General features: G+C 67.4%; 23 protein-coding genes. 13 read left to right on the forward strand and 10 right to left on the reverse strand.

From position 1 onward, the window contains the following. Positions 1 to 3 precede the first annotated feature (3 nt). Both DIE16_RS06025 and DIE16_RS06030 read right to left on the reverse strand, forming a co-directional pair. Entirely contained in the window at positions 4 to 888 is an 885-nt protein-coding gene (locus DIE16_RS06025; RefSeq protein ID WP_044845271.1) for a polyprenyl synthetase family protein, read from the reverse strand. Further along, complete coding sequence (locus tag DIE16_RS06030) at positions 885 to 1,178, reverse strand: exodeoxyribonuclease VII small subunit (RefSeq protein ID WP_044845270.1); 294 nt, start codon at positions 1,176 to 1,178, stop codon at positions 885 to 887. Before DIE16_RS06030 ends, DIE16_RS06025 begins: the two co-directional genes overlap by 4 nt. A gap of 270 nt (positions 1,179 to 1,448) precedes the next feature. On the opposite strand from DIE16_RS06030, the gene DIE16_RS06035 reads away from it, so the two are divergent. Then, positions 1,449 to 2,555, forward strand: coding sequence for an aromatic ring-hydroxylating dioxygenase subunit alpha (locus tag DIE16_RS06035; protein WP_044845269.1), 1,107 nt, complete (start codon positions 1,449 to 1,451; stop codon positions 2,553 to 2,555). Between the two features lie 116 nt (positions 2,556 to 2,671). Then, positions 2,672 to 3,541, forward strand: a complete 870-nt coding sequence (locus tag DIE16_RS06040; RefSeq protein WP_124486430.1) for a sulfurtransferase — start codon at positions 2,672 to 2,674, stop codon at positions 3,539 to 3,541. 49 nt (positions 3,542 to 3,590) lie between these two features. Here the strand turns inward: DIE16_RS06040 and DIE16_RS06045 are convergent, their stop codons facing one another. From DIE16_RS06045 to polA, 3 genes are all read right to left on the reverse strand, one after another. Continuing rightward, the gene (locus DIE16_RS06045) at positions 3,591 to 4,466 is read right to left on the reverse strand and encodes a dienelactone hydrolase family protein (protein ID WP_124486431.1); all 876 of its coding nucleotides are present in this window, start codon (positions 4,464 to 4,466) and stop codon (positions 3,591 to 3,593) included. Positions 4,467 to 4,904: 438 nt separating this feature from the next. Then, entirely contained in the window at positions 4,905 to 6,239 is a 1,335-nt protein-coding gene (locus DIE16_RS06050; RefSeq protein ID WP_044845266.1) for an NAD(P)/FAD-dependent oxidoreductase, read from the reverse strand. A gap of 280 nt (positions 6,240 to 6,519) precedes the next feature. Further along, positions 6,520 to 9,273 (reverse strand): DNA polymerase I, encoded by a 2,754-nt coding sequence (gene polA, locus DIE16_RS06055; protein ID WP_124522662.1) that lies wholly within the window; start codon positions 9,271 to 9,273, stop codon positions 6,520 to 6,522. 1 nt (position 9,274) lies between these two features. Between polA and DIE16_RS06060 the strand changes: the two genes are divergently transcribed. Both DIE16_RS06060 and DIE16_RS06065 read left to right on the forward strand, forming a co-directional pair. Further along, positions 9,275 to 10,033 carry a TIGR00730 family Rossman fold protein gene (locus DIE16_RS06060; protein ID WP_044845264.1) on the forward strand — a complete coding sequence of 253 codons (759 nt, stop codon included), beginning with the start codon at positions 9,275 to 9,277 and terminating at the stop codon, positions 10,031 to 10,033. 394 nt (positions 10,034 to 10,427) lie between these two features. Beyond that, complete coding sequence (locus tag DIE16_RS06065) at positions 10,428 to 10,718, forward strand: hypothetical protein (RefSeq protein ID WP_044845263.1); 291 nt, start codon at positions 10,428 to 10,430, stop codon at positions 10,716 to 10,718. 119 nt (positions 10,719 to 10,837) lie between these two features. Here DIE16_RS06065 and DIE16_RS06070 read toward each other — a convergent pair whose 3' ends face one another. Further along, positions 10,838 to 12,364: an AMP nucleosidase gene (locus DIE16_RS06070; protein WP_124646476.1), complete on the reverse strand. Its 1,527-nt coding sequence runs from the start codon at positions 12,362 to 12,364 to the stop codon at positions 10,838 to 10,840. 140 nt (positions 12,365 to 12,504) lie between these two features. Here DIE16_RS06070 and DIE16_RS06075 point away from each other — a divergent pair, with 140 nt between their 5' ends. The 5 genes from DIE16_RS06075 (at position 12,505) to DIE16_RS06095 (ending at position 16,003) form a co-directional block, all read left to right on the forward strand. Next, the gene (locus tag DIE16_RS06075; RefSeq protein WP_044845262.1) at positions 12,505 to 12,912 is read left to right on the forward strand and encodes a hypothetical protein; all 408 of its coding nucleotides are present in this window, start codon (positions 12,505 to 12,507) and stop codon (positions 12,910 to 12,912) included. A 107-nt stretch (positions 12,913 to 13,019) separates the two neighbouring features. Beyond that, the gene (locus DIE16_RS06080) at positions 13,020 to 14,018 is read left to right on the forward strand and encodes a homoserine kinase (RefSeq protein ID WP_124892030.1); all 999 of its coding nucleotides are present in this window, start codon (positions 13,020 to 13,022) and stop codon (positions 14,016 to 14,018) included. After that, the gene (locus tag DIE16_RS06085; RefSeq protein ID WP_124486434.1) at positions 14,009 to 14,818 is read left to right on the forward strand and encodes a BPSS1780 family membrane protein; all 810 of its coding nucleotides are present in this window, start codon (positions 14,009 to 14,011) and stop codon (positions 14,816 to 14,818) included. The genes DIE16_RS06080 and DIE16_RS06085 overlap by 10 nt, the downstream gene beginning before the upstream one ends. Positions 14,819 to 14,977: 159 nt before the next feature. Beyond that, complete coding sequence (locus DIE16_RS06090; RefSeq protein ID WP_124892031.1) at positions 14,978 to 15,430, forward strand: MarR family winged helix-turn-helix transcriptional regulator; 453 nt, start codon at positions 14,978 to 14,980, stop codon at positions 15,428 to 15,430. Between the two features lie 153 nt (positions 15,431 to 15,583). Continuing rightward, entirely contained in the window at positions 15,584 to 16,003 is a 420-nt protein-coding gene (locus DIE16_RS06095; protein WP_040139352.1) for an organic hydroperoxide resistance protein, read from the forward strand. 108 nt (positions 16,004 to 16,111) lie between these two features. Here DIE16_RS06095 and DIE16_RS06100 read toward each other — a convergent pair whose 3' ends face one another. Then, positions 16,112 to 16,288, reverse strand: coding sequence for a DUF3563 family protein (locus tag DIE16_RS06100; RefSeq protein WP_006753395.1), 177 nt, complete (start codon positions 16,286 to 16,288; stop codon positions 16,112 to 16,114). Positions 16,289 to 16,385: 97 nt separating this feature from the next. After that, positions 16,386 to 17,480 (reverse strand): PHB depolymerase family esterase, encoded by a 1,095-nt coding sequence (locus DIE16_RS06105; protein WP_124892032.1) that lies wholly within the window; start codon positions 17,478 to 17,480, stop codon positions 16,386 to 16,388. A gap of 248 nt (positions 17,481 to 17,728) precedes the next feature. On the opposite strand from DIE16_RS06105, the gene DIE16_RS06110 reads away from it, so the two are divergent. The 4 genes from DIE16_RS06110 (at position 17,729) to DIE16_RS06125 (ending at position 20,857) form a co-directional block, all read left to right on the forward strand. Then, a complete protein-coding gene (locus DIE16_RS06110; RefSeq protein ID WP_124486436.1) occupies positions 17,729 to 18,427 on the forward strand; it encodes a phosphatase PAP2 family protein in 699 nt (232 codons plus the stop codon). A gap of 136 nt (positions 18,428 to 18,563) precedes the next feature. Beyond that, positions 18,564 to 19,361 (forward strand): molybdate ABC transporter substrate-binding protein, encoded by a 798-nt coding sequence (gene modA / locus DIE16_RS06115; RefSeq protein ID WP_124486437.1) that lies wholly within the window; start codon positions 18,564 to 18,566, stop codon positions 19,359 to 19,361. A gap of 10 nt (positions 19,362 to 19,371) precedes the next feature. After that, positions 19,372 to 20,049: a molybdate ABC transporter permease subunit gene (gene modB, locus DIE16_RS06120; protein ID WP_124486496.1), complete on the forward strand. Its 678-nt coding sequence runs from the start codon at positions 19,372 to 19,374 to the stop codon at positions 20,047 to 20,049. A 106-nt stretch (positions 20,050 to 20,155) separates the two neighbouring features. After that, positions 20,156 to 20,857, forward strand: a complete 702-nt coding sequence (locus tag DIE16_RS06125) for a sulfate/molybdate ABC transporter ATP-binding protein (RefSeq protein ID WP_124486438.1) — start codon at positions 20,156 to 20,158, stop codon at positions 20,855 to 20,857. Between the two features lie 182 nt (positions 20,858 to 21,039). Here the strand turns inward: DIE16_RS06125 and DIE16_RS06130 are convergent, their stop codons facing one another. Together DIE16_RS06130 and DIE16_RS06135 are read right to left on the reverse strand one after the other, a co-directional pair. Further along, positions 21,040 to 21,885: a TOBE domain-containing protein gene (locus tag DIE16_RS06130; RefSeq protein WP_124486439.1), complete on the reverse strand. Its 846-nt coding sequence runs from the start codon at positions 21,883 to 21,885 to the stop codon at positions 21,040 to 21,042. Positions 21,886 to 21,933: 48 nt separating this feature from the next. After that, complete coding sequence (locus DIE16_RS06135; RefSeq protein ID WP_124892033.1) at positions 21,934 to 23,571, reverse strand: CHAD domain-containing protein; 1,638 nt, start codon at positions 23,569 to 23,571, stop codon at positions 21,934 to 21,936. Positions 23,572 to 23,671: the final 100 nt, after the last annotated feature.

The following is a 23,671-nucleotide window of genomic DNA, read 5'->3' on the forward strand; positions in this document are numbered from 1 at the left end:
GCGTCAGCTGACCCGGTTCACCACCAGGTCGGCAAGTTCGGCGAGACGCTGTGCGCGTGCGCCGAACGGTTTCAGCGCATCATGCGCTTCGGCGCGCAGCTGGGCTGCGAGCTCACGCGACGCGTCGAGGCCGAGGATCGATACGTAGGTCGGCTTGTCGTTCGCCGCATCCTTGCCGGCCGTCTTGCCGAGCGTCGCCGAATCGGTCGTGACGTCGAGAATGTCGTCGACGACCTGGAAGGCCAGACCCACGGCCCCCGCGTAGACGTCGAGCGCGGCCATCGCCTCCGCCGACGGCGTGTCGCCCGCCAGCGCGCCCATCCGCACGGCCGCGCGCAACAGCGCGCCCGTCTTCATCCGGTGCATCGTCTCGAGCTGCTCGCGCGTCAGCTTGAGGCCGACGCTCGCCAGGTCGATCGCCTGCCCGCCGGCCATGCCGATCGAGCCGCTCGCCAGCGCCAGCTCGCGCACGAGCGCGGCCTGCTGCACCGGCGACAGCGCGGCGGCGTCGGTCAGCGCGACGAAAGCCTGCGACTGCAGCGCATCGCCGACCAGCAGCGCCGTCGGCTCGTCGTACTGCACGTGCACGGTCGGCTTGCCGCGTCGCAGCGCGTCGTCGTCCATGCACGGCATGTCGTCGTGCACGAGCGAGTAGACGTGGATCATCTCCAGCGCCGCCGCTGCCGCGTTGCGCGCCGCTTCGGTCGCGCCGGTCAGTTCGCCTGCTGCATGGCACAGCAGCGGGCGAACGCGTTTGCCGCCGCCGAGGACCGCGTAGCGCATCGCTTCGTGGAGTTGCGTGGGCACCACGTTGTCAGCCGGCAAATAGTGGCCGAGTGCGTCCTCGACACGGTCGAGCACGGACCGCATCCATTGTTCGAATGTCATAGATCGTCGTCTTCGCCGTCCGTGGCGGCCGTTCCGGACGAAAGCGGCTTCAGCGTCGCGCCGTCGAGCACGCGAACCTGCTGTTCCACTTTCTCGAGCTGCTGTTGGCAAAACGCAACGAGAGTCGCACCGCGGCGATACGCAGCGAGCGAATCCTCGAGGCTCAACGTGCCGCCTTCCATCCGGGCAACCAGCGTCTCGAGTTCCGCGAGCGCCGTTTCATAGTTGTCCGGCAACGGTTCGGTGCCATTGCCGGGCGGGGTGGCGCCTTGGGATGCGGTTTTCGCCATGGACGAGGGTGTCAAATTTCAAAACAAGTCGGACATTCTACGGCAAAAGAGAATTTTCCGACCTGCCGACTTGGCACCCGGGCACGCATTCGGGCCCCTTCTTCGACACACATTGTGCGCCACCCGATCGCCGCCGGACAAAAAATTGACACAAATCAGGCACTTAATCCTAGCCTTGCGAGGCGAACCGGGTATAATTCCGCGTTTCCCTAAATCGATTTTTCGATGGTTGGGTTGTTCACTGCTTTCACGCTAACACCGGGAGTGGGAATGTCCAATCTGAGCGATGCGCTTCAGTTGAAGTCGGCTCACAGCCAGCTTCCAGTCACTGCATACTTCGATGAGGCGCTGCTCGAGCGCGAGATCGAAACCCTCTTCAAGAAAGGACCTCGTTACGTCGGGCACGAGTTGATGGTGCCCGAAGCGGGGGATTATTTTGCGCTGCCGTCCGAGAAGGAAGGCCGCGTGCTGGTCCGCAACCCGGCGAACCAGATCGAACTGCTGTCGAACGTGTGCCGCCACCGGCAGGCGATCATGCTGAACGGGCGCGGCCACACGCAGAACATCGTGTGTCCGCTGCACCGCTGGACGTACGATCTGGAAGGCCAGCTGCTCGGCGCGCCGCACTTCCCCGACAAGCCGTGCCTGAACCTCGGCAAGAGCCCGCTGCAGAACTGGCAGGGGCTGCTGTTCGAGGCCGAAGGCCGCAACGTCGCGCGCGATCTCGCGAACCTCGGCACGAAGCATCACTTCGACTTCTCCGAGTATCACTTCGATCACGTCGAAGTGCACGAGTGCGATTACAACTGGAAGACGTTCATCGAGGTCTACCTCGAGGATTACCACGTCGTCCCGTTCCACCCGGGCCTCGGCAGCTTCGTGTCGTGCGACGATCTCAAATGGGAGTTCGGCGACTGGTACAGCGTGCAGACGGTCGGCGTGCACAACGCGCTCGCGAAACCGGGCAGCGCGACCTACAAGACTTGGCACGAGCAGGTGCTCAAGTTCCGCAACGGCGTGCCGCCGGAGTTCGGCGCGATCTGGATGGTCTACTACCCGGGCCTGATGATCGAGTGGTATCCGCACGTGCTCGTCGTGTCGTGGCTGATTCCGCGCGGCCCGCAGAAGACGACCAACATCGTCGAGTTCTACTACCCCGAGGAAATCGCGCTGTTCGAGCGCGAGTTCGTCGAGGCCGAGCGCGCCGCCTATATGGAAACGGCCATCGAGGACGACGAAATCGCGATGCGGATGGACGCAGGCCGCCGTGCACTGATGGCGCGCGGCGAATCGCAGGTCGGCCCGTACCAGAGCCCGATGGAAGACGGCATGCAGCACTTCCACGAGTTCCTGCGCCGCCATCTCGGCGATCTCTGACCTGCGCGCGGTGCTTGCGCGCCGCACGGCATTCGGCATATGAAAAGACGGGTTCCGGCCCGTCTTTTTTTGTTTAGACTTGGAGTATCAGGCCGTTTGCACTCCAGGGAGCCGTCATGCCACATACCCACTACACCACGCTCATCTCAGCAACCAATCTCGCCGAGCGCCTGGCCGCGGCGCCGGGCAGCGTTGCCGTGTTCGACTGCCGCTTCGATCTCGCCGATCCGGGCGCAGGCGAAGCCGCCTACGCAGCCGGCCATATCGCGGGCGCACAGTATCTCCATCTCGACCGCGACCTGTCCGGCCGCAAGACCGGCACGAACGGCCGCCATCCGCTGCCGACCCGCGACGCGCTTGCCACGCTGCTCGCCAGCCGCGGTGTCAAGCAGGGCCAGCAGGTCGTCGCCTATGACGCACACGGCGGCGCCTATGCGGCGCGCCTGTGGTGGCTGCTGCGCTGGCTCGGGCACGATTCCGTCGCGGTGCTCGACGGCGGCCTGCAGGCATGGGAAGCAGCCGGCCAGCCGCTGACCGCCGACGTGCCGCACCCGGCCGCCGGCGACTTCCGCGCGGCAGCCCCGCTCGAATCGACGGTCGACGCGGCGGCCGTGCTCGCGAACGTGACGTCGGCCCAGCGCGTCGTGATCGATGCGCGCGCGCCGGATCGCTATCGCGGCGAAAACGAAACGATCGATCGTGTCGGCGGCCATATTCCCGGCGCACGCAACCGGTTCTTCAAGGACAATCTGGCTGCCGACGGCCGCTTCAAGACCGGCCACGAACTGCGCGAGACGTTCACCGCGCTGCTGGCCGGCACCGAACCGAACAACGCGATCCTGCAATGCGGATCCGGCGTGACCGCGTGCCACAACGCACTCGCGCTCGAGATCGCCGGGCTTCACGGTGCGTCGCTGTATCCGGGCTCGTGGAGCGAATGGAGCGCCGATCCGTCGCGGCCGATCGCGACCGGCCCGAACCCGTAAGCACCGGCGCGACACGTCGACGAGGCGACGGCATCTGCCGCCTCGTCGCTTACATCACGCCGTACTTGTGGAACCACTCGATCGCGCGCTTCCAGCCGTCCTCGGCATCGCCCTTCACGTAACTCGGCCGGTAATCGGCGAAGAACGCATGACCGGCATCCGGATAGACGACGATCTCCGATTGGCGCGCGAGCTTCGAATCGCTCGCCTGGATCGCCTTGCGCATGTTCGCGAGCGCCGCCTGCGTGATGTTCGTATCCTTCTCGCCGTACAGCCCGAGCACCGGCACCTTCAGCAACGACGCATGATCGACCGGATTGAACGGTGTCATCTCGTCGGTCTTGCCTTCGACGAACCCGTACCACGCGACGGCCGCCAGCACGTGCGGATTGTGCTCCGCATACAGCCACGCCTGGCGGCCGCCCCAGCAGAATCCCGTCACGCCGAGACGCGACAGGTCGCCGCCGTTCTTGCCGGCCCACGCGACGGTCGCATCGAGATCCTCGGTGACCTGACGGTCCGGCACCTTGTTGACGATGTTGTCGACGAGCGCCTGGATGGTCGGATACTTCGACGCGTCGCCCTGGCGCGCGAACAGGTCGGGCGCGATCGCGAGATAGCCGAGCTTCGCGAAGCGACGGCAGACGTCGGCGATATGCGCATGCACGCCGAAGACCTCGTGGATCACGATGACGACCGGCAGGTTCGTCTTGCCGACCGGCTGCGCGCGATACGCGGGGATGCTCGCGTCGCCCGAGCGGATCTCGATGGTGTCGACGTCCAGCCCGGCGCTGTCGGTCGTGATCGTCTGCGCCGACACGGGCAGCACGGCCGCCGCGAAGGTGCCGCCCAGCGCGGCCTGCATGAACTTGCGGCGCGAGAACGGAACACGGGGAACCAGGCTGTCGACTTCGGGTTTCAACATGAATGCACTCCTCGATTGGGCGCCGCCGTCACGGTCATGGCTTGGACCTGACGGGGCATCGCGCCGGCGGACGGCGCGGATGTCGCGGCGGTTGACACTCCGCCGCAAGCGGAAACCCGCACAAGATGCCCAATAATCCGTTGTCACGTCAACTGTCAGATGTGTAAGACTCGATTACGAAGGCGTAATCCGGCGGCGTCCGTAACGGTATCGACAACCGCGATCCGGCCCGGCAAGTTCATCCGCGGCGCACATGCGGCAAGCGCCTTCACGCGCTCGAATGCTTGCGGGTCGGCACGAAACGACGCGCAATAGAGATGCGCAATAAACAGGCCCGGCACGCGAACGCACGACCACCCTGCACTTGAAACGACAACGGGCAGGAAATGCGCGCGATGCGCATTTCCTGCCCGCCCGGCGCACGAACGTGCGGCCGCGTCAGTGCAGCTTGACGCGCGGCAGCGTCGTGCGGCGCAGCCAATGCGCGACCGTATCGAGCATCATGCGCGGATAGCCGTGCAGCGCCGCGATGTGCAGCCGGTACAGCGACATGTACATGAAGCGCGCGAACAACCCTTCGATCAGCATGTTGCCGCCGATCAGCCCGCCCATCAGGTTGCCGACCGCGCTGAAATGACCGAGCGACACGAGCGATCCGAAATCGCGATACGTGAATTCCGGCAGCGAACGCCCGTCGAGCCGGCAACCGATCGCCTTCAGCAGGAAGCTCGCCTGCTGGTGCGCCGCCTGCGCGCGCGGCGGCACGTTGCGCTCGTTGCCGGGCCATACGCAGGCCGCGCAATCGCCGAGCGCGAATACGTTGTCGTCGGTGAAGGTCTGCAGCGTGCGGCGCACGTCGAGCTGGCCGAGCTTGTTGACCTGCAGGCCGTCGAGATTCGACAGCACGGACGGCGCCTTGATGCCGGCCGCCCAGACCGTGAGATCCGCACGCACCGTCTTGCCGCTCGCGGTGTGCACGAAACCCGGCGCGACTTCGGTCACGCGCTCGGCGAGCATCAAGCGCACGCCGAGCTTTTCGAGCAGCTCGGCCGTTGCCGTCGATACGCGCTCCTGCAGCGCGGGCAGAATCCGCGGCCCCGATTCGATCAGCACGATGCCGACGTCGTGCTGCGGGTCGAGCTTGTGCAGCCCGTAGACGGACAGCACCTGCGCGGTATTGCGCAGCTCGGCGGACAACTCGACGCCCGTCGCGCCGCCACCGACGATCACGACCTGGATGCGCGGTTCGGCCGCCGCCCCGGGCGCGGGCTGCGCCGGCGCCTGATGCTCGGCGCGCATGCACGCGGCGATCAGGCGCTTGCGGAAGCGCTCGGCCTCGCCGACCGTATCGAGCGCGATCGCGTTTTCGGCCGCGCCCTGCACGCCGAAGAAGTGCGTCGTGCTGCCGATCGCGATCACGAGCGTGTCGTATTCCAGGTCGCGCGCCGGCAGCAGCTCCGCGCCGTCGCTGTCGTTGACGGGCGACAGCGTGATGCGCTTCGCCGTGCGGTCGAGCGCGGTCAGTTCGCCCTGCTGAAACTCGAAGCCATGCCAGCGCGCCTGCGCCGCATATTCGAGCTCCTGCGTGAACGGGTCCATGCTGCCGGCCGCGACCTCGTGCAGCAACGGCTTCCAGATGTGGGTCGGATTGCGGTCGACGAGCGTGACGAGCGCACGTGCGGGACGATTGCCGCGCGCGCCGTAACGGTCGCCGAGCCGCGTCGCCAGTTCCAGGCCGCCTGCGCCGCCGCCTACGATGATGATCCGATGCATCTGATTCCCCCTTTGCGATTCGAAACTGCTGCCGCCGCACGAGGCAGACGCGATGCGTTCGCGCCGCCCGTTGGATTAACCGGTTCGGACATCATCGATGTGCAGTTCGAAACACTTCGATGCGTCCGATGCCGGAACACGGGGCGCGCTGCCCCCGCGACAATGACCTGACTGACTTGCATTGTCCGGGAGCTTGCGCGTTGACCACAAGCAAACCATCTCGATATTCAGCATCCCTGCAACAATATGCCGCGGGAAACGGGAATCGCACGGGGGTGCGTCAGTGTGCCTCTTCCCAGTTCGCGCCGGCGCCCACTTCGGCGACCAGCGGCACCTTCAGCTTCGCCACGCCGCACATCATTTCCGGCAGCTTCTCGCGCACGAGCGACAGTTCTGCGTCGGGCACCTCGAGCACCAGTTCGTCGTGCACCTGCATGATCATCCGTGACGCGAGCCGGTCGCGCGTGAGCCAGTCGTCCACCGCGATCATCGACAGCTTGATCAGGTCGGCCGCCGTGCCCTGCATCGGTGCGTTGATGGCGGCGCGCTCGGCGGCCTGACGGCGCGGGCCGTTGCCGCCGTTGATCTCCGGCAGCCACAGGCGGCGGCCGAAAACGGTTTCGACGTAGCCCTTCTCCTTCGCCACCGTGCGCGTGTTTTCCATGTACTGCGCGACGCCCGGGTAGCGCGCGAAATAGCGGTCGATGTAGAGCTTCGCCGCATCGCGCGTGATGCCGAGGTTCGACGCGAGGCCGAACGCGCTCATCCCGTAGATGAGCCCGAAGTTGATCACCTTCGCGATCCGGCGCTGGTCGGAATTGACCTCCAGCGGCGTCACGCCGAACACTTCGGCGGCGGTTGCGCGGTGGATGTCCTCGCCCTGCGAGAACGCGCGCAGCAGCGACGCGTCGCCGGAAATGTGCGCCATGATCCGCAGCTCGATCTGCGAATAGTCGGCCGACACGATGCGGTGCCCCGGCGATGCGATGAACGCCTCGCGGATCCGCCGGCCTTCGGCCGTGCGCACCGGAATGTTCTGAAGATTGGGATCGTTCGACGCGAGACGGCCCGTGACCGCGACCGCCTGCGCATAGTTCGTGTGCACGCGGCCCGTTGCGGGATTCACCATGCGCGGCAGCTTGTCGGTGTAGGTCGACTTCAGCTTCGACAGCCCGCGATGCTCGAGCAGCAGCTTCGGCAGCGGGTAATCCTCGGCGAGCTTCTGCAGCACTTCCTCGTCGGTCGACGGTGCGCCGCTCGGCGTCTTCTTCACGACCGGCAACTGCAGCTTCTCGAAGAAGATCTGCCCGATCTGCTTCGGCGAGCCGAGATTGAACTCGCCGCCCGCCAGTTCGTACGCCTGGCCCTCGAGCTCGATGAGCCGCGTCGCGATCTCGCTGCTTTGCGCCTGCAGGCGTGCGTCGTCGATCAGCACGCCGGTGCGCTCCATCTTGCGCAGCACGAGCGACACCGGCATCTCGATCTCGCGATACACGCGCTCGAGGCCCGCCTCGCGCGCGACCTGCGGATACAGCGCCTGATGCAGCTGCAGCGTGATGTCCGCATCCTCGGCCGCATACGCCGCGGCCTGCTCGAGCGCCACTTCGTCGAAGCCGATCTGCTTCGCGCCCTTGCCGGCCACGTCTTCATACTTGATCGTCTTGACGCCCAGATGACGCAGCGCGAGGCTGTCCATGTCGTGCGTGCGGTGCGATTCGAGCACGTACGATTCGAGCAGCGTGTCGTGCTCGATGCCGTTCAGCGCGATGTCGTAGTTCGCGAGCACCTGCGCGTCGTACTTCAGGTGCTGGCCGACCTTCTTGCGGTCGGCCGATTCGAGCCACGGCTTCAGGCGCGCGAGCACGTCGTCGATCGGCAGCTGCTCGGGCAGGTCGGGACCGCGATGCGCGACCGGAAGATATGCGGCCTTGCCCGGCTCGACCGAGAACGACAGGCCGACGAGCCGCGCGGTCATCGGGTCGAGCGACGTGGTTTCGGTGTCGAACGCGGTCAGCGCGGCCGCGTCGATCTTCGCGAACCATGCGTCGAACTGCTCCCAGGTCTGGATCGTGTCGTACTCGCGGACGATGTCTGCGGCCACCACCGGGGCGGGGTCACCTTCCGGCGCATCGGCGCCGCCGCCTTCGGCGGGCGCGCTGTCGACTTCGCGCAGCCACGTCTTGAAGCCGTAGCGCGCGAAGATGTCGCGCAGCAGGTCGCGTGCTTCGCCGTCGCTCTTCAGCGACGCTTCGATCGATTCGAGATGCGGCGCGAGATCGCAGGCCGTGTCGACGGTCACGAGCTTGCGGCCGAGCGGCAGGAAGTCGAGCGCGCGGCGCAGGTTGTCGCCGACCACCCCCTTGATCTCGCCTGCGTGTTCGATCACGCCGTCGAGGCTGTCGTATTGCGACAGCCACTTCACGGCCGTCTTCGGCCCGCACTTCTCGACGCCGGGCACGTTGTCGACGGTGTCGCCGATCAGCGCGAGGTAGTCGATGATCCGCTCGGGCGGCACGCCGAACTTCGCGACCACGCCGTCGCGATCGAGCGTCTCGTTGGTCATCGTGTTGACGAGCGTGACGTGATCGGTGACAAGTTGCGCGAGGTCCTTGTCGCCGGTCGACACGATCACGTTCATCCCGTGCCGTTCGGCTTCGCGCGCGAGCGTGCCGATCACGTCGTCGGCCTCGACGCCCTCGACCATCAGCAGCGGCCAGCCGAGCGCGCGCACGGCGCCGTGAATCGGTTCGACCTGCAATGCAAGATCGGGCGGCATCGACGGACGGTTTGCCTTATAGTCGGCATAAAGGTCGTCGCGGAACGTCTTGCCCTTTGCATCGAACACGCAAGCGCTATACTCTGCACTGACTTCCTTGCGCATACGACGCAGCATGTTGATGATTCCGTAGAGCGCTCCGGTCGGCTCCCCGCCAGGGCCACGCAAATCAGGCATCGCATGGTAAGCCCGATACAGATAGCTCGAACCGTCAACCAATAGCAGGGTCTTACCTTCCAGATTTCGTTCTTCAGGCATTATGAACAAGAGAAAAGTGATTCCGAGTCTGCGTTCGCTCGCAGATCAAGAACGCGCGACGGCCAAGAAGGCGCGCGCATCGTGGCAGATGTTCACGATTATGGCAGAGTTTATCGAGGCGACCGAGTACCTGTCGGAGATCCGCCCGGCCGTCAGCATCTACGGTTCTGCCCGTCTGAAGCCCGATACGCCGCACTACAAGTTGGCCGTGCAGATCGCGCGCAAGCTGTCCGACGCCGGCTTCGCGGTGATCTCCGGCGGCGGCCCCGGCATCATGGAAGCCGCGAACAAGGGCGCGCACGCCGGCAAGGCGCCGTCGGTCGGCCTGAACATCGAGCTGCCGCACGAACAGGCCGGCAACCACTACCAGGACATCTCGCTGCGCTTCCGCCACTTCTTCACGCGCAAGGTCACGTTCGTGAAGAACTCCGACGCGGTGATCGTGATGCCGGGCGGCTTCGGCACGCTCGACGAACTGTCCGAAGTGCTCACGCTGATCCAGACGAAGAAGTCGCGCCTCGTGCCGATCATTCTCGTCGGCAGCACGTTCTGGCAGGGGCTGCTGCAATGGTTCCGCGACCAGTTGATCCCGAACGGGCTCATCAATCCGGAAGACATGGACCTGATGCAGGTGATCGACGATCCCGACCAGGTGCTCGACGCCGTGCTCGCGTTCTACGAGGACAGCGGCGAGGAAGAAGGCGCGGACGGCGACGATCATCCGCCGCGGCCCGAAGAAGACCGCATGTTCTATCTGTAATTCGATCGGCTCGATGGCCGGCCGTCGCGGCCGGCATCCCGCTTCCCGCGCGGCAGGCATGGCGATTCCGCCACCTGCCGCGCGTCATTTTGTAACGCCGCGTTAATCCCGCAACGCGGCCACGCACCGTCGAATGTCAAATTCGGGCGGCCGGTGCCGCACAACGCCTTCGACGCGTGCCACGCCCGGGACCGACCATTGTCAAATCACGCTGCCGTCCATCGGTCCAGCCGGCCGGCCTGACGTCAATCTGCCGTAACAAATGCCGCTCGCCTTTTCCGTGCGGCGCCCGCACACTGCCTCTTGTCGGCGTGGCGCCCCCCCGGTGGAACGATCCCCCCTCGCGTCCATCGCGTCGCGCCGGCCTTTTGACAACGACATCACGGAAAACAACATGAAACGTTCGCTGATCGCCCTCGCCTTCGCCGGCCTCGGTGTTTCGCTGTCCGGCCTCGCCCACGCCGTCAACGTCGACGTCAACATCGGCACGCCCGCGCCGGTCGTCGTCGCGCCCGCGCCTGTCGTGGTCGCACCGGCTCCCGCGGTCATCGTCGGCTGGCACGGCGATCGTTACTGGGACGGCCGCCGCTACTGGGAACGCCGCGAGTGGGAAGATCACGAGCGCCATCATGGTCACGGCGGCTACCACTGCCCGCCGGGACACGCGAAGAAGGGTGAGTGCTGAGCATCCGAGTGCGGGTTCGATCGGGCTCGCGCACTGCAGGACAAAGAACAAGGCCGCACGTGAACGAAAGTTCGCGTGCGGCCTTTGTCGTTACGCCCGCGGCTTGCGCGGCGTTCACATCACTGAAACGCCACTTCCGCGAAGCTCCGCAGCTTGCGGCTATGCAGCTTGTCGAGCCCGTTCGTGCGCAGGATCTCCATCGCCTTCACGCCGATCTGCAGATGCTGGTCGACCTGCCCGCGATAGAACGTGTCGGCCATGCCCGGCAGCTTCAGCTCGCCGTGCAGCGGCTTGTCGGACACGCACAGCAGCGTGCCGTACGGCACGCGGAACCGGAACCCGTTCGCGGCGATCGTCGCGCTTTCCATGTCGAGCGCGATCGCGCGGCTCTGCGACAGCCGCTGCACGGGTTCGCGGTGATCGCGCAGCTCCCAGTTACGGTTGTCGACGCTCGCGACCGTGCCCGTGCGCATCACGCGCTTCAGTTCGGCGCCTTCGAGACGGGTGACCTCGGCCACGCCGCGCTCGAGGGCGAGCTGCACTTCGGCGAGCGCCGGGATCGGCACCCACAGCGGCAGGTCCGCATCCAGCACGTGATCCTCGCGCACGTAACCGTGCGCGAGCACGTAGTCGCCGAGGCGCTGCGTGTTGCGCAGGCCCGCGCAGTGGCCGAGCATCACCCACGCGTGCGGTCGCAGCACCGCGATGTGATCGGTGATCGTCTTCGCGTTCGACGGGCCGACACCGATGTTGACCATCGTGATCCCGCTGCCGTCCGCGCGCTTCAGGTGATACGCAGGCATCTGCGGCAGCCGCGGCGGCGCGGCGCCCTCGGCCGGCTCGCTGCCGAGGTTCGCGTTGTACGTGATGACGTCGCCCGGCTCGACGAACGCGCTGTACTGGCTGCGGTACTCGCGCACCTCGGGATCGTCGCTCTCCGTCATCATCGTGCGGCCGAGCTTCACGAATTCGTCGATGTAGAACTGGTAGTTCGTGTAGAGCACGTAGTTCTGGAAATGCGTGGGCGACGTCGCCGTGTAGTGACGCAGCCGGTGCAGCGAGAAGTCGACGCGCGCGGCGGTGAACAGCGCGAGCGGATGCGGCTCGCCGGGCGCCGGCTCGAACGTGCCGTTGACGATGCGGTCGTCGAGGTACGACAGGTCGGGCGTGTCGAAGATGTCGCGCATCGCGAGCAGGCGGTCGCGGTCGAGCTCGCCTTCGAGGTGGATGCCTTCGGGAAACGCGAAGTGAACCGGAATCGGCTGCGACGACACGCCGATCTCGATCTTCACATGGTGATTCTTCGACAGCAGGCGCAGTTGCTCGCGATAGTAGTTCGCGAACAGGTCGGGGCGCGTGACGGTCGTCTCGAACACGCCGGGACCCGCGACGAAACCGTACGAACGGCGCGAATCGACGTGCGTGTTGACGTCGGTACGAATCCGCACGAACGGATAGCACGCACGCACGTGCTCGGTGATCGGTTCGTGGCGGCGATAACGCGCGAAGGCATCGCGCAGGAAGCCCGTGTTGGTGTCGTAGATGGCCGACAGCCGCGCGACGGCGGCGACGGAATCGTCGAATGCTTCGACGGGCGGACTCTCGGGCGTCAGCACCCGATGCCGGCGGCTCAAATCGTTCTTCATTTTCATCACCTCGTCTGATCGAACGACATTACCACGGAACCCGGTCATGCTCATGGCCACTCGCTTGCACGCCGCTTGCACGCGAGGGCCGGGCCGCGCGCAGTATTTGCTAAAATCGGAAGGTTCACTGGAGACTCATCATGAAGCCGCTCATTCTCGTCGCCGCTGCCGCCGTGTTCGCGGGCACGTTTGCCGCTGCCGGCGCCGCTTACGCCGCCGGCGGCACGCCCGACGCCGACGCGCAGGCCCGGGCCGAGGCCAACGAGGCCGCCGGCCTGCCCGATCTCCGCAAGATCAACCGGCCGGGCGCCGAAGTCACGTCGAAGGTCGACTTCGCCGACATCCGCCGCACGCCGAGCTTCCACGCAAAGAGCAAGAGCGGCACCGAGGTCACCGAGTATCGCGATCGCGGCAAGCCGGTCGAAATCGACGTGAAGTCGAACTTCGGCACGCGCTACCAGATGAGCTCGACGCTCGACACGTCGCCGAAGCCGCACGACGCGGGCGTCCCGATCACGCGCCTGCCGTCGGTCAACCTGCGCTACTGATTTCCTGCCGCGCCGCGTCGGTCCCGACGCGGCGCGCCGGCATTCCCTTCACCTCCTGTCGCGCCGCACGCCGCGCGCGTGCCGACAACTGACCAGACGCATCTCGCATGGCCGTTTTCACCGCTGTTTCCGACTCCGATCTCGCGCAATGGATGCGCCACTACGAACTGGGCGACGTGCTGGCGTTCCGCGGCATTCCGTCCGGCATCGAAAACAGCAACTTCTTCCTGACGACGACGCGCGGCGAGTACGTCCTGACGATCTTCGAAAAGCTGACGGCGGAACAGCTGCCGTTCTACCTCGACCTGATGCGCCATCTGGCGAGCCACGGCGTGCCGGTGCCGGATCCGGTCCCGCGCGACGACGGCGCACTCTTCGGCGAGCTGCACGGCAAGCCGGCGGCGATCGTCACGAAGCTCGACGGCGCCGCCGAACTCGCGCCGGGGGTCGAACACTGCATAGAGGTCGGGCAGATGCTCGCGCGCCTGCACCTCGCGGGGCGCGACTATACGCGTCACCAGCCGAACCTGCGCAGCCTGCCGTGGTGGCAGGAGAACGTGCCGGCGATCGTCCCGTTCGTTTCCGACGCGCAGCGCACGCTGCTCGAGGACGAACTCGCGCACCAGGCCGCGTTCTTCGTGTCGGATGACTACGCGGCGCTGCCGGGCGGCCCGTGCCACTGCGACCTGTTCCGCGACAACGTGCTGTTCGCGCACGCGGCTCCCGGCACCGGTCATGACGTACGGCTCGGCGGCTTCTTCGATTTCTATTTCGCGGGCTGCGACAAATGGCTGTTCGACGTCGCGGTCACCGTCAACGACTGGTGCGTCGACCTCGCGACGGGCGTGCTCGACGTCGCGCGCGCCGATGCGCTGGTGCGCGCCTACCAGACGGTCCGGCCGTTCACGGCCGAGGAGCGCCGCCACTGGAGCGACATGCTGCGCGCGGGCGCGTACCGCTTCTGGGTGTCGCGCCTGTACGACTTCTACCTGCCGCGCGCGGCCGAAATGCTCAAACCGCACGACCCCGGTCATTTCGAACGCATCCTGCGTGAGCGTATCGTCCACACGCCCGCGCTTCCCGAGACCCATACCGCATGCAACTGATCGAAGTGCCCGCGAAAGCGGGCTATGTCTGGTTCCGACAAGGCATCTGGCTGTTCCGCCGGAACCCGCTCGCGTTCATCACGCTGTTTTTCACGTACCTGCTGGCGATCACGCTGGTGTCGATGGTGCCGGTGATCGGCGCGGCGCTGCCGCTGCTGTTCATCCCCGGCATCGCGGTCGGCTTCATGGCGGCATGCCGCGACACGGTGGCCGGCAAGCCGGTGATGCCGACGATCCTCATCGACGGCTTCCGCTCGTACGGCACCGCGACGACGCAGCGGCTGCTCGTGCTCGGCGTGGTCTATGTCGCGCTGATGGTGCTGGTGTTCGCCGCGTCGTCCCTCGTGGACGGCGGCGGGCTGCTCCAGATGATGCTCGGCGCCACGAACGAAGCGAGCCCGACGCCGGAAACGCTCGCCGCGCAAGGCACGCTCGGCGCGCTGCTGCTGGCGACGCTGCTCTACGCGCCGGTCGCGATGCTGTTCTGGTTCGCGCCGGTGCTCACCGCGTGGCACGACATTCCGCCCGCCAAGGCGCTGTTCTTCAGCATCGTCAGCTGCTGGCGCAATCGCGGCGCATTCGTCGTGTACGGGCTGCTGTGGTTCGGCGTCGCGCTCGGCACGTCGTTCGGCCTGTCGCTGCTGCTGCAGGCGCTCGGCGCCGGCGCCTATGTGCTGACGATCATGATGCCGGTGACGATCCTCATCGTCACGATGATGTACTGCTCATTCTACGCGACCTATCGCGGCTGCTTCGGCGTGCAGGAACCGGGCGCCGCGACGCCCACCACCGGCCGCTGACGCCGTTCGGCCGGCGCCCGCCGCCGGCCGTCCATCCCTCCTCCCGGCCGGCCCGGCGCGGATCCCCGGCGCCACGCCCCACCCCTGTTCAACCGAATCTTTTGCGCGCAAAATAATTTGCGTACAAATCGTTAGCGCGTCCGCCGCGCCGCCCGAATCATGGACCGCCCGCCCCCGCTGCCCCAGACGCTCGACGAGCAACTGTGCTTCGCGCTCTACTCGACATCGCATGCGATGACGAAGGCGTACAAGCCGCTGCTCGACAAGCTGTCGCTGACCTATCCCCAATATCTGGCGATGCTCGTGCTGTGGGAGCGCGACGACATCGCCGTAAAGGACATCGCCGCCCGGCTCGACCTCGATCCGGCCACCGTCACGCCGCTGCTGAAGCGGCTCGAGGCACTCGGCTACGTCGAACGCGTGCGCAGCGTCACCGACGAGCGCATCGTCAACGTGCGCTTGACGACGGAAGGCCGCGCGCTGAAGGACAAGGCGCGCTCGGTGCCCGCCGATCTCTTTTGCGCGATGCAGCAAACGCCCGAGTTCCTGGTCAGGCTGCGCGCGGATCTCCAGCAGTTGCGCCACGCGCTGTCGGCCGCCAACGAAGGCTGACGAACCCGCGGTCGCAAACGGCTCGGCACTGCCGGGCCTTTTCTTCAAAATTTCATTTGCACACAAATCATTTGTGTTCTATATTTTCCTCGTGGCCGGCGACACCCGTCCGACCGGACCGCTTCCTCCCATTCTTCCGACAGGAGCTGCACCATGAACATTCTGTACAAGACCAGCGCCACGAGCACGGGCGGCCGCGACGGCCGCGCGGTATCCGCCGACAACAGGCTGGAAGTGAAGCTGGCCGCGCCGCGCGAACTCGGCGGCACGGGCGCGGAGGGCACGAACCCGGAACAGCTGTTTGCCGCAGGTTACTCGGCCTGTTTCCTCAGCGCGATGAAATTCGTCGCGGGCCAGAACAAGCAGACGCTGCCGGCCGACACGCAAGTGACCGCGGAAGTGGGCATCGGCCCGAACGACGCAGGCGGCTTCGGGCTCGACATCGAACTGCGCGTGTCGCTGCCGGGGCTCGACAAGGCCGATGCGCAGGCGCTGGTCGACAAGGCGCACCACGTGTGCCCGTACTCGAACGCGACCCGCAACAACGTGCCGGTGCGCCTGACGGTCGTCTGACGCGACGCACGACGTCGAATGCAAAAAGGGCGTGTGCGGCTGCTTGCCGCACACGCCCTTTTGCGTGATTCGCCGGACCGGCTGACATGCCGGCCCGCGCTGCGCTGCTTAACGCGAGCCGAACGAGAACGGACGGTTCATCGCCGCTTCGCGATCGATCTTGCGCATGCGGAATTCGAGATCGTAGATGTCGGTTGCTTCGGAAAGGTACGCGTCGGCGCGCTCTTTCGCGGCCTTTTCAGCGTTCTTGGTCAGCATCAGGAAGAGGTGGCTCAGCAGGTACATGGTCGATCTCGCAATCCAAAAGGTTCTTTGACTAGGGTTTTCCCGAATTATAGGGAAAACCCTAGGCTTTGGCCAGCGTCGATCGGAAGGTGCGTCGTCAGGTCGCCACAGTGCGGCGATTCTCTTCGAAAAAGGCCCAGATCATTGCGCTCGCATCGGGGCCTACCGCCGCGTGGAACGGCACCGCCTCGTCGCCGCCCGACCATGCATGATCGAGCCCTTTCACGTGACAGAGCCGCACGATCGACTCGCCGTCGCGACGTACGTCGGTGATCTGCGCGCCGGCCTCGCGCGTCTCCACCCGCTCGCCGCCGCGCAGCGCGCCGCGGCTGTCCGCGAGCCCGTTCAGGCGCATGAACTGCACCGTCAGCTGGTCCGCATTCTTCGGTGCGACGACATGGTCGCCGTCGCCCTGCACGATCAGCACCGGCATGCCCGGATAGGCCCCGGTGTCGACCAGCGTGTCGACCACCGCAGCCGGGTTCTGCCGCAGGCCGCGCCGCATCACGTCCATCGCGCTGATCCCGGAATTCGCCTCGCCGAGCGCGGGGCCCGAATGCAGCGCGACCGCCGCGAAGCGGTCCGGGTGATGCAGCGCGAGCAGCGCCGCCAGCCCCGCGCCGGCAGACAGCCCGGCGACGTAGACGCGCGATGCGTCGAAGCCGTGCTCGTCGACGAGCGCATCGACGAGCGACGCGACCGCATCCGCCTCGCCGCGGCCCGCGCGGTCGGTGTCTTCATACCAGTGCCAGCAGCCGTGCGCATGCGCACGCAGCGACTGCTCCGGATACAGCACCGCGAAACCGTACTTGTCGGCCAGCAGGTTCATCCGGGTGCCCTGCGCGAACTCGTCGACCGATTGCTGGCAGCCGTGCAGCATCACGACCAGCGGTATCGCGCCGCGCCGGCGGCCGGGCGGGACGTACAGGCCATAGGCGAGCTGCTGGACCAGGCGGCCGAGCGCGGGCGCCATCGGATGCTCGCCGCGCGTCCACTCGCCGGCCGCCCAGGCGGCCGCGCGCGGCCGCACGCGCGACTCACGTGGCGGGGACAGATCGGTTGCGACGGGCGATGCGGCGGCCTCGAGCGTATCGCGCGCGATCCGCTGGGCCTCGCGCGCCGCGCGTTTGGCGGCCGGAGACAGCATTCGTTTCATGCCGCCTAGCCATACCTTCGTCAGACTTTTGGTCATCAATCGGGCTCGCAGTCAGGAAAAATAGGGATACGACACGGGGTGCATCATTCGACTTTGTGCAATGCACCATAACATTGTTTCTGGGATTTTTCCTGCGCGCGGAGAGTTCCCCTCGGCGCAAAAAACGGGCCTCGAACACACGCGGCGCTATACTGGGGTTTGGCCGCTTGTATCCGTTGTAGTCGTTCTTCCCGGCTCGCGCGTTGATTTAAGCATTCGTTCCGCCCCTGCTCGTTCCCCTCCCGATGTTCGACCTGCCCTCTCACCTGTGGATCACGATCACCGCGTTCGGTGGCGCCGGCCTGACCTTGCCGCTCGCGATCACGATCGCCGTATGGCTCGCGCTCGGCTACTCGTGGCAGCGCGCGGCCGCGTGGCTCGGCGTGCTCGCGGCCGCGATCGGGGTCGTCGCGCTCACGAAGATCGCCTTCCTCGGCTGGGGAATCGGCATCCGCGCGTGGGATTTCACGGGATTCAGCGGCCACGCGATGCTGTCGACGTCGGTCTATCCCGTCGCGATCTTCCTCGCGCTGATCCGCACGCGCACGCCGGTGCGGATCGCCGGCATCGCGCTCGGGCTCGCGGCCGGCATCGCGGTCGGCGTGTCGCGCGTCGCGCTCGACGCGCATTCGCCGTCCGAATCGATCACCGGCTGCATCGTCGGCGCGATCGCCGCGCTGGCGTTCATCGCCGGCTCGTGGCACGCGGTACCGCACCGCTGGTCGGTGGCGGCGGTCGTCGCGAGCCTCGCGCTCGTCACCGTCGCGCTGCACGGCATCACGGTGCCGTCGCACCGCTGGGTCACCAAGGTCGCGCTGGAGCTGTCGGGGCACGAGCGGCCGTTCGTCCGCGCCCGCTGGAAAGCGAATCCGAACTACCGGCCGGCATCGCAGCCGTCGTCGCTGCAGCGCACCGATTCGTCGCAGCCGCTGCTGCACGCGTGACGGGCCGCACGCACGTCATCCGGTCGCCGTTCAAGTCTGAAGATCCTCATGCGCGCCATCGCATGAACGGTATGTCGAGCGTTATAACCCACCCTATATTACGATTACGGTTTCCAACCATTCAAACGCCCCGACCATGCGCTCGACCGTTCGCCCGCTTCGCCGCACCCTGCTCCGCCTGCTGCCGCTCGCCGCGCTTGCCGCGGGCATCGCGTTCAGCGCGCCGGCTTGCGCTGCCGACGAACTGGTCGTGTCGGCGGCCGCGAGCCTGACGAACGCGTTCAAGGCCGTCGGCGATGCGTTCCAGAAGCAACATCCGGACACCAAGGTGCTGTTCAACTTCGGCGCGTCGGACGTGTTGATGCAGCAGATCGCCAAGGGTGCACCGGCCGACGTGTTCGCCTCGGCGGACCAGAAGGCGATGGATCGCGCGGTCAGCGAAAAGGTCATCGTGCCGGGCACGCGCCGCGATTTCGCGGCGAACTCGCTCGTGCTGATCGTGCCGGCGGACAGCCGTGCGGCCGCGCCGACGTCGCTGAACGACCTGGCAGCGCCCGGCGTGAAGCGCATCGCGTACGGCGACCCGGCGTCGGTGCCGGTCGGCCGCTACACCGAAGGCGCGCTGCGCGCGGCAGGCGTGTGGGACGCCGTCAGCGCGAAGGGCGTACTGGCCGCCAACGTGCGCCAGAGCCTCGATTACGTCGCGCGCGGCGAAGTCGACGCGGGCTTCGTGTTCGGCACCGACGCGGCGATCATGCCGGGCCGCGTGAAGGTCGCGCTGACCGTGCCGACGCAGACGGCCATCACCTATCCGATCGCGGTGGTCAAGGACAGCCGCCATGCCGCGCAGGCGCAGTCGTTCATCGACTTCGTCGCGTCGCCGCAGGGCCAGGCCGTGCTGGCGACCTTCGGTTTCAAGCCCGCGGGCAAGTGAGCGCAGCATGATGCAGGACGCCTGGGTACCACTGCTGTTGTCGCTGAAGGTCGCCGGCTGGGCGACCGCGCTCGACATCGTGCTCGGCGTCGCCGCCGCCTTCGTGCTCGCGCGCTGGCGCTCGCCGCTGCGCGACGTGGTCGATTCGCTGCTGACGCTGCCGCTCGTGTTGCCGCCGACGGTGCTCGGCTATTACCTGCTCGTGCTGCTCGGCCGGCACGGCGTGTTCGGCGCGTGGCTCGACACGCTCGGCATCGAACTCGTCTTCACGTGGCAGGGCGCGGTCATCGCGTCGATGGTCGTCGCGTTTCCGCTGATCCTGAAATCGGCGCGCACCGCGTTCGAAAGCGTCGATCCGCATCTCGAGCGCGCGGCACGCACGCTCGGGCTCGGCGAAGCCGCGGTGTTCTTCCGCGTGACGCTGCCGCTCGCCACGCGCGGCATCCTGGCCGGCGCGCTGCTTGCCTTCGCGCGCGCGCTCGGCGAATTCGGCGCGACGCTGATGATCGCGGGCAACCTGCCCGGCCGCACGCAGACGCTGTCGGTCGCGATCTATGCGGCGGTGCAGGCCGGCGACGACAGCACGGCCAACTTCCTCGTGCTGGTGACGTCGATCACCTGCGTGCTCGTGCTGCTCGCGACCGGCTGGCTCGTGCCGTCGCGTGCCGGACGGAGCCAGCCGACATGACGCGCCGGCCGCATCCGCACCGCTGCGCCGCACCGGTCGCGGCAACACGCCGTCCCGTCGGGCGGGCGGTTTCGCGCACGCACGGCGCGGCACGACGGAGGCCCGCATGAGCGTCGCCGTCGATATCCGCAAGACCTACGCGAACGCCGAGCGCCGCTTCACGCTCGATGTGTCGTTTACGGCCGGCACGCAGCGCGTCGTGCTGTTCGGGCCGTCCGGCGCCGGCAAGAGCATGACGCTGCAGGCGATCGCCGGCTTGCTGTCACCCGACGAAGGCACGATCACGCTGAACGGCGAAACGCTGTTCGATTCCGCGCGCGGCATCGACGTGCCGACCCGTGCACGCCGCGTCGCGTATCTGTTCCAGGACTATGCGCTGTTTCCGCACCTGAACGTGCGCCAGAACATCGCGTTCGGGCTCACGCCGGGCCTGCGCAACCCGCGTGCGAAGGCGGTGCCGCCCGAAGTCGCATACTGGCTGCAGGCGTTCGAGCTCGACACGCTCGCCGGGCAATTCCCGTCGCAGTTGTCGGGCGGGCAGAAACAGCGCGTCGCGCTTGCCCGCGCGCTGGTCGCGCAGCCGCACATCCTGCTGCTCGACGAGCCGTTCGCGGCGCTCGACGGCGCGCTGCGCCAGCGCATGCGCCACGAGCTCGCCGAACTGCAGGCGCGGCTCGATATCCCGATGGTGCTCATCTCGCACGATCCCGACGACGTCGCCGCGTTCGGCGACCAGGTCGTGCAATTGAGCGAAGGACGCGTGCAGGCCGCAACGCCGCACGCCGAGTGGCCGACGCGCGTCACGTGATCGCGCGAAGGCGGTGGCCCACGCGGCCACGTTTGAGCCTGAGAGAAGCCGCACGGGCGGCAGAAGCTGGAACGAGCTGAAAACGGGATCGAAGCCGGCGCCTCGTGCATGTCGGGCGGCGCCGGTTTCGCCGCGTCCGCCCACGGTCATCGACAGGGACGGCGCGCGCCGCCGTCGTGCGATCAGCCCGTCACCGCGAGAATCACGCTCGATGCCTTGAACAGCGCGATCGCCCGCCGGCCGGCGTCGAGTTGCAACGCGCCGACACTGTCGTTCGTGACCACGGCCGTGAGCGTCCCGCCACCGTCGAGCGCCAGCGTCACCTCGCTGTTCACCGCGCCCGCCGTGACCGTTTCGACCGTCCCGTGCAACTGGTTGCGTGCGGACACCTTCAAGGTCGCGTCGGCTCCGCCGTCGTCGTCGACCGCCAGCACGACCCACGACGCCTTCACGAGCGCGCACGCATCCGCGCCCGGCTGCAGGCCGAGCGCGTCGGCGCTTTCGTGCGTCAGCACCGCGACGATCGCCTGCCCGCCCGGCAGCACGAGCGTCACCTCGTCGTTCACCGTGCCGCGCACGATCGACTCGACCTTGCCGAACCACTGGTTGCGCGCGCTCGTCTTCATCCCGATCCGGCCGATCAGCGCCCAGTCGACGTCGAAGCCGGACACCGCCGCGCTCGCGGCGTCGATGAAGCGGCGATGCTCGCGCTCGATCGTGCGGAACGCGGCGATCAGCGACGTCGCGCGCGGCGTCAGCGTCGTGCCGCCGCCGCCCTTGCCGCCCGTCGAGCGCGTCACGAGCGGCTCGCCGGCCAGGTTGTTCATCGTATCGATCGCCTCCCACGCGGCCTTGTAGCTGAGCCCGACGGCCTTTGCCGCGCGCGTGATCGACCCGGTGTCGCCGATCGCCGCGAGCAGCGCGATGCGGGTGGCGCCGCCGAGCGTCTGCTCGCCCGCGCGCAGCCACAGTTCGCCGCCCAGTTCGAGCGGCCCGGCGGAAGAGGAAGGAGGCGATGCGTCGCTCATCGGTCTGTCGGAAGAAAACGGGTGGCCATTATAGTGAGCGCGCGCCGCTCAACGCGGCTTGCCGTCGAGCTTCGGCGGGCGCAGGCTCGCGAGCAGCGCCTCGGCGTCGCGCGCGGCGCGTTGCTCGAGCGCCGCACCGTAGCCGCGCACGAAACCGAGCTGGTACGCGGGCGCCGCCAGTTGCTCGAGATGATGCAGCGCGACGATCGTGTCGTTCGCCTCGCCGAGCACGCTCTGCACGCGCGCGAGCGTCTTGACCGTTTCGTTGCGCGTGCGGCGCGAGGCCAGCGACGCGAAGAACTCGAGCGCGTAGCGCAGCCGCTTCGCGTCGATCCGCACCTGGTGCCGCGCGGCCGTGTCGAGCGACGTGAGCGACGGCGATGCATACAGGTGACCGAACAGCCGCCGCACGCGCTTGGTCGCGTGGCGCCGCAGCGACGGCGTGTCGTCGTCGCCGGCGGCCGGCGGCAGCGCGAGCGCGCTCAGCCATTCGAGCCAGCCGAGCGTCAGGCGCGCATAGCGCGCCGAATGCAACGCCTGGCGCAATTCGACGCGCGCCGCCGTCGCCTGGACGCGCGCGGCGTCGAGCGTGCCGTCCCAGTCGGCGCTGCCGCCGTCGGCCGCGATCAGCGCGGGCAGGCTTTCGGTCGAGAACACGTCCCAGTCGCGCACCGTGCCGAGCAGCGACGCGACCCAGCGCAAGTCGGCGCCGAACGTGTTCTTCCATTGCTCGTCCGCGAAGCGTGGAAAGAAGCGCATCAGCGTGCGCAGCCGGCGCAGCGCGACGCGCATCTGGTGCACGAACTCGGGATCGTCGCGATCGAGCACACCGCCCTCGTTGCCGAGCCATTGCGTGGCAATGTCGCCGGACAGCGCGAACAGCGCGGCCCGCTGCGTGCGGATGCCGGTCAGGTCGACGAGTTGCGCCTTGACCGGCCGGGCGACGGCGGGCTCGCCCGCGCACGCGCGATCGATCACGCTGGTGAGCTGCACGAACGCGGGCCATGCGCCGCTGAGCTCGCGCGCGGCGGCGAACAGCGCGCGCAGCGCGGCCGTGCGCGCGGCGACGGTTTCCCAGTCGGGCGCCGCGAGGCGCAGCTCGACATGGCGGCACGGTGGTTCGGTGCCACGGTGCAGAATGATGTCGTCGAGCGTCATCTCGACCACCACGCCGCTGTCGTCCGCCCAGCGCCCGCGCCGCCGCTCGCTGACGAGCCGCAACGGCGCCGGCCCGGACGATGCGGCGCTCGCCGCTTCGGCAACGGCGTCGGGCGTCACGCGGTCGCCCTCGCCGGTCGCCTGCGGGGCATCCGCATCCGCATCGGCGATCGGCGCCGATGCGGGCGTGGCCACGGCGATGCCCGCGTGTTCGGCATCGAACAGTTCGCGCTCCACGACGCCGGGCGCGAATGCCTTCGTGCGCGACGCGACGACCCGCCGCCCGTGCGCGTTCGACTCGATCCACGTCCACCAGCACTCGCCGGGGCTCGGCTCGGCTTCCTCGACCTGGCATGGCTCGATCGTCACGCGTTCCTGGCCGCGCCGCATCCGCACCTGCGGACAGATCCGCCACGCACGGACGAGTTCGGCGCCGAAGTCGCGCTGCTCACCACGGGCCCGGCTTCCCGCCCTGACCGGCCAACCTTCCAGCGACAGGCACAACACGATTTCCAGCACACGCGACATGGAGGCTCCTGCACATGAAGAATCGCCGGCACGTCCTCCGTGCCGGCGTCGTCCGTGAAGCAGCTTCCATAGTACACGCGGCCAACATGCGCTGGCGACG

It is taken from the genome of Burkholderia sp. Bp9090 (genome assembly GCF_003857985.1).
GTDB lineage: Bacteria > Pseudomonadota > Gammaproteobacteria > Burkholderiales > Burkholderiaceae > Burkholderia.

Coding starts and splice junctions, on each gene's coding strand:
- DIE16_RS06025 (WP_044845271.1), bottom strand. CDS start 888: ATGACATTCGAACAATGGATGCGGTCCGTGCTCGACCGTGTCGAGGAC.
- DIE16_RS06030 (WP_044845270.1), bottom strand. CDS start 1,178: ATGGCGAAAACCGCATCCCAAGGCGCCACCCCGCCCGGCAATGGCACC.
- DIE16_RS06035 (WP_044845269.1), top strand. CDS start 1,449: ATGTCCAATCTGAGCGATGCGCTTCAGTTGAAGTCGGCTCACAGCCAG.
- DIE16_RS06040 (WP_124486430.1), top strand. CDS start 2,672: ATGCCACATACCCACTACACCACGCTCATCTCAGCAACCAATCTCGCC.
- DIE16_RS06045 (WP_124486431.1), bottom strand. CDS start 4,466: ATGTTGAAACCCGAAGTCGACAGCCTGGTTCCCCGTGTTCCGTTCTCG.
- DIE16_RS06050 (WP_044845266.1), bottom strand. CDS start 6,239: ATGCATCGGATCATCATCGTAGGCGGCGGCGCAGGCGGCCTGGAACTG.
- polA (WP_124522662.1), bottom strand. CDS start 9,273: ATGCCTGAAGAACGAAATCTGGAAGGTAAGACCCTGCTATTGGTTGAC.
- DIE16_RS06060 (WP_044845264.1), top strand. CDS start 9,275: ATGAACAAGAGAAAAGTGATTCCGAGTCTGCGTTCGCTCGCAGATCAA.
- DIE16_RS06065 (WP_044845263.1), top strand. CDS start 10,428: ATGAAACGTTCGCTGATCGCCCTCGCCTTCGCCGGCCTCGGTGTTTCG.
- DIE16_RS06070 (WP_124646476.1), bottom strand. CDS start 12,364: ATGAAGAACGATTTGAGCCGCCGGCATCGGGTGCTGACGCCCGAGAGT.
- DIE16_RS06075 (WP_044845262.1), top strand. CDS start 12,505: ATGAAGCCGCTCATTCTCGTCGCCGCTGCCGCCGTGTTCGCGGGCACG.
- DIE16_RS06080 (WP_124892030.1), top strand. CDS start 13,020: ATGGCCGTTTTCACCGCTGTTTCCGACTCCGATCTCGCGCAATGGATG.
- DIE16_RS06085 (WP_124486434.1), top strand. CDS start 14,009: ATGCAACTGATCGAAGTGCCCGCGAAAGCGGGCTATGTCTGGTTCCGA.
- DIE16_RS06090 (WP_124892031.1), top strand. CDS start 14,978: ATGGACCGCCCGCCCCCGCTGCCCCAGACGCTCGACGAGCAACTGTGC.
- DIE16_RS06095 (WP_040139352.1), top strand. CDS start 15,584: ATGAACATTCTGTACAAGACCAGCGCCACGAGCACGGGCGGCCGCGAC.
- DIE16_RS06100 (WP_006753395.1), bottom strand. CDS start 16,288: ATGTACCTGCTGAGCCACCTCTTCCTGATGCTGACCAAGAACGCTGAA.
- DIE16_RS06105 (WP_124892032.1), bottom strand. CDS start 17,480: ATGACCAAAAGTCTGACGAAGGTATGGCTAGGCGGCATGAAACGAATG.
- DIE16_RS06110 (WP_124486436.1), top strand. CDS start 17,729: ATGTTCGACCTGCCCTCTCACCTGTGGATCACGATCACCGCGTTCGGT.
- modA (WP_124486437.1), top strand. CDS start 18,564: ATGCGCTCGACCGTTCGCCCGCTTCGCCGCACCCTGCTCCGCCTGCTG.
- modB (WP_124486496.1), top strand. CDS start 19,372: ATGCAGGACGCCTGGGTACCACTGCTGTTGTCGCTGAAGGTCGCCGGC.
- DIE16_RS06125 (WP_124486438.1), top strand. CDS start 20,156: ATGAGCGTCGCCGTCGATATCCGCAAGACCTACGCGAACGCCGAGCGC.
- DIE16_RS06130 (WP_124486439.1), bottom strand. CDS start 21,885: ATGAGCGACGCATCGCCTCCTTCCTCTTCCGCCGGGCCGCTCGAACTG.
- DIE16_RS06135 (WP_124892033.1), bottom strand. CDS start 23,571: ATGTCGCGTGTGCTGGAAATCGTGTTGTGCCTGTCGCTGGAAGGTTGG.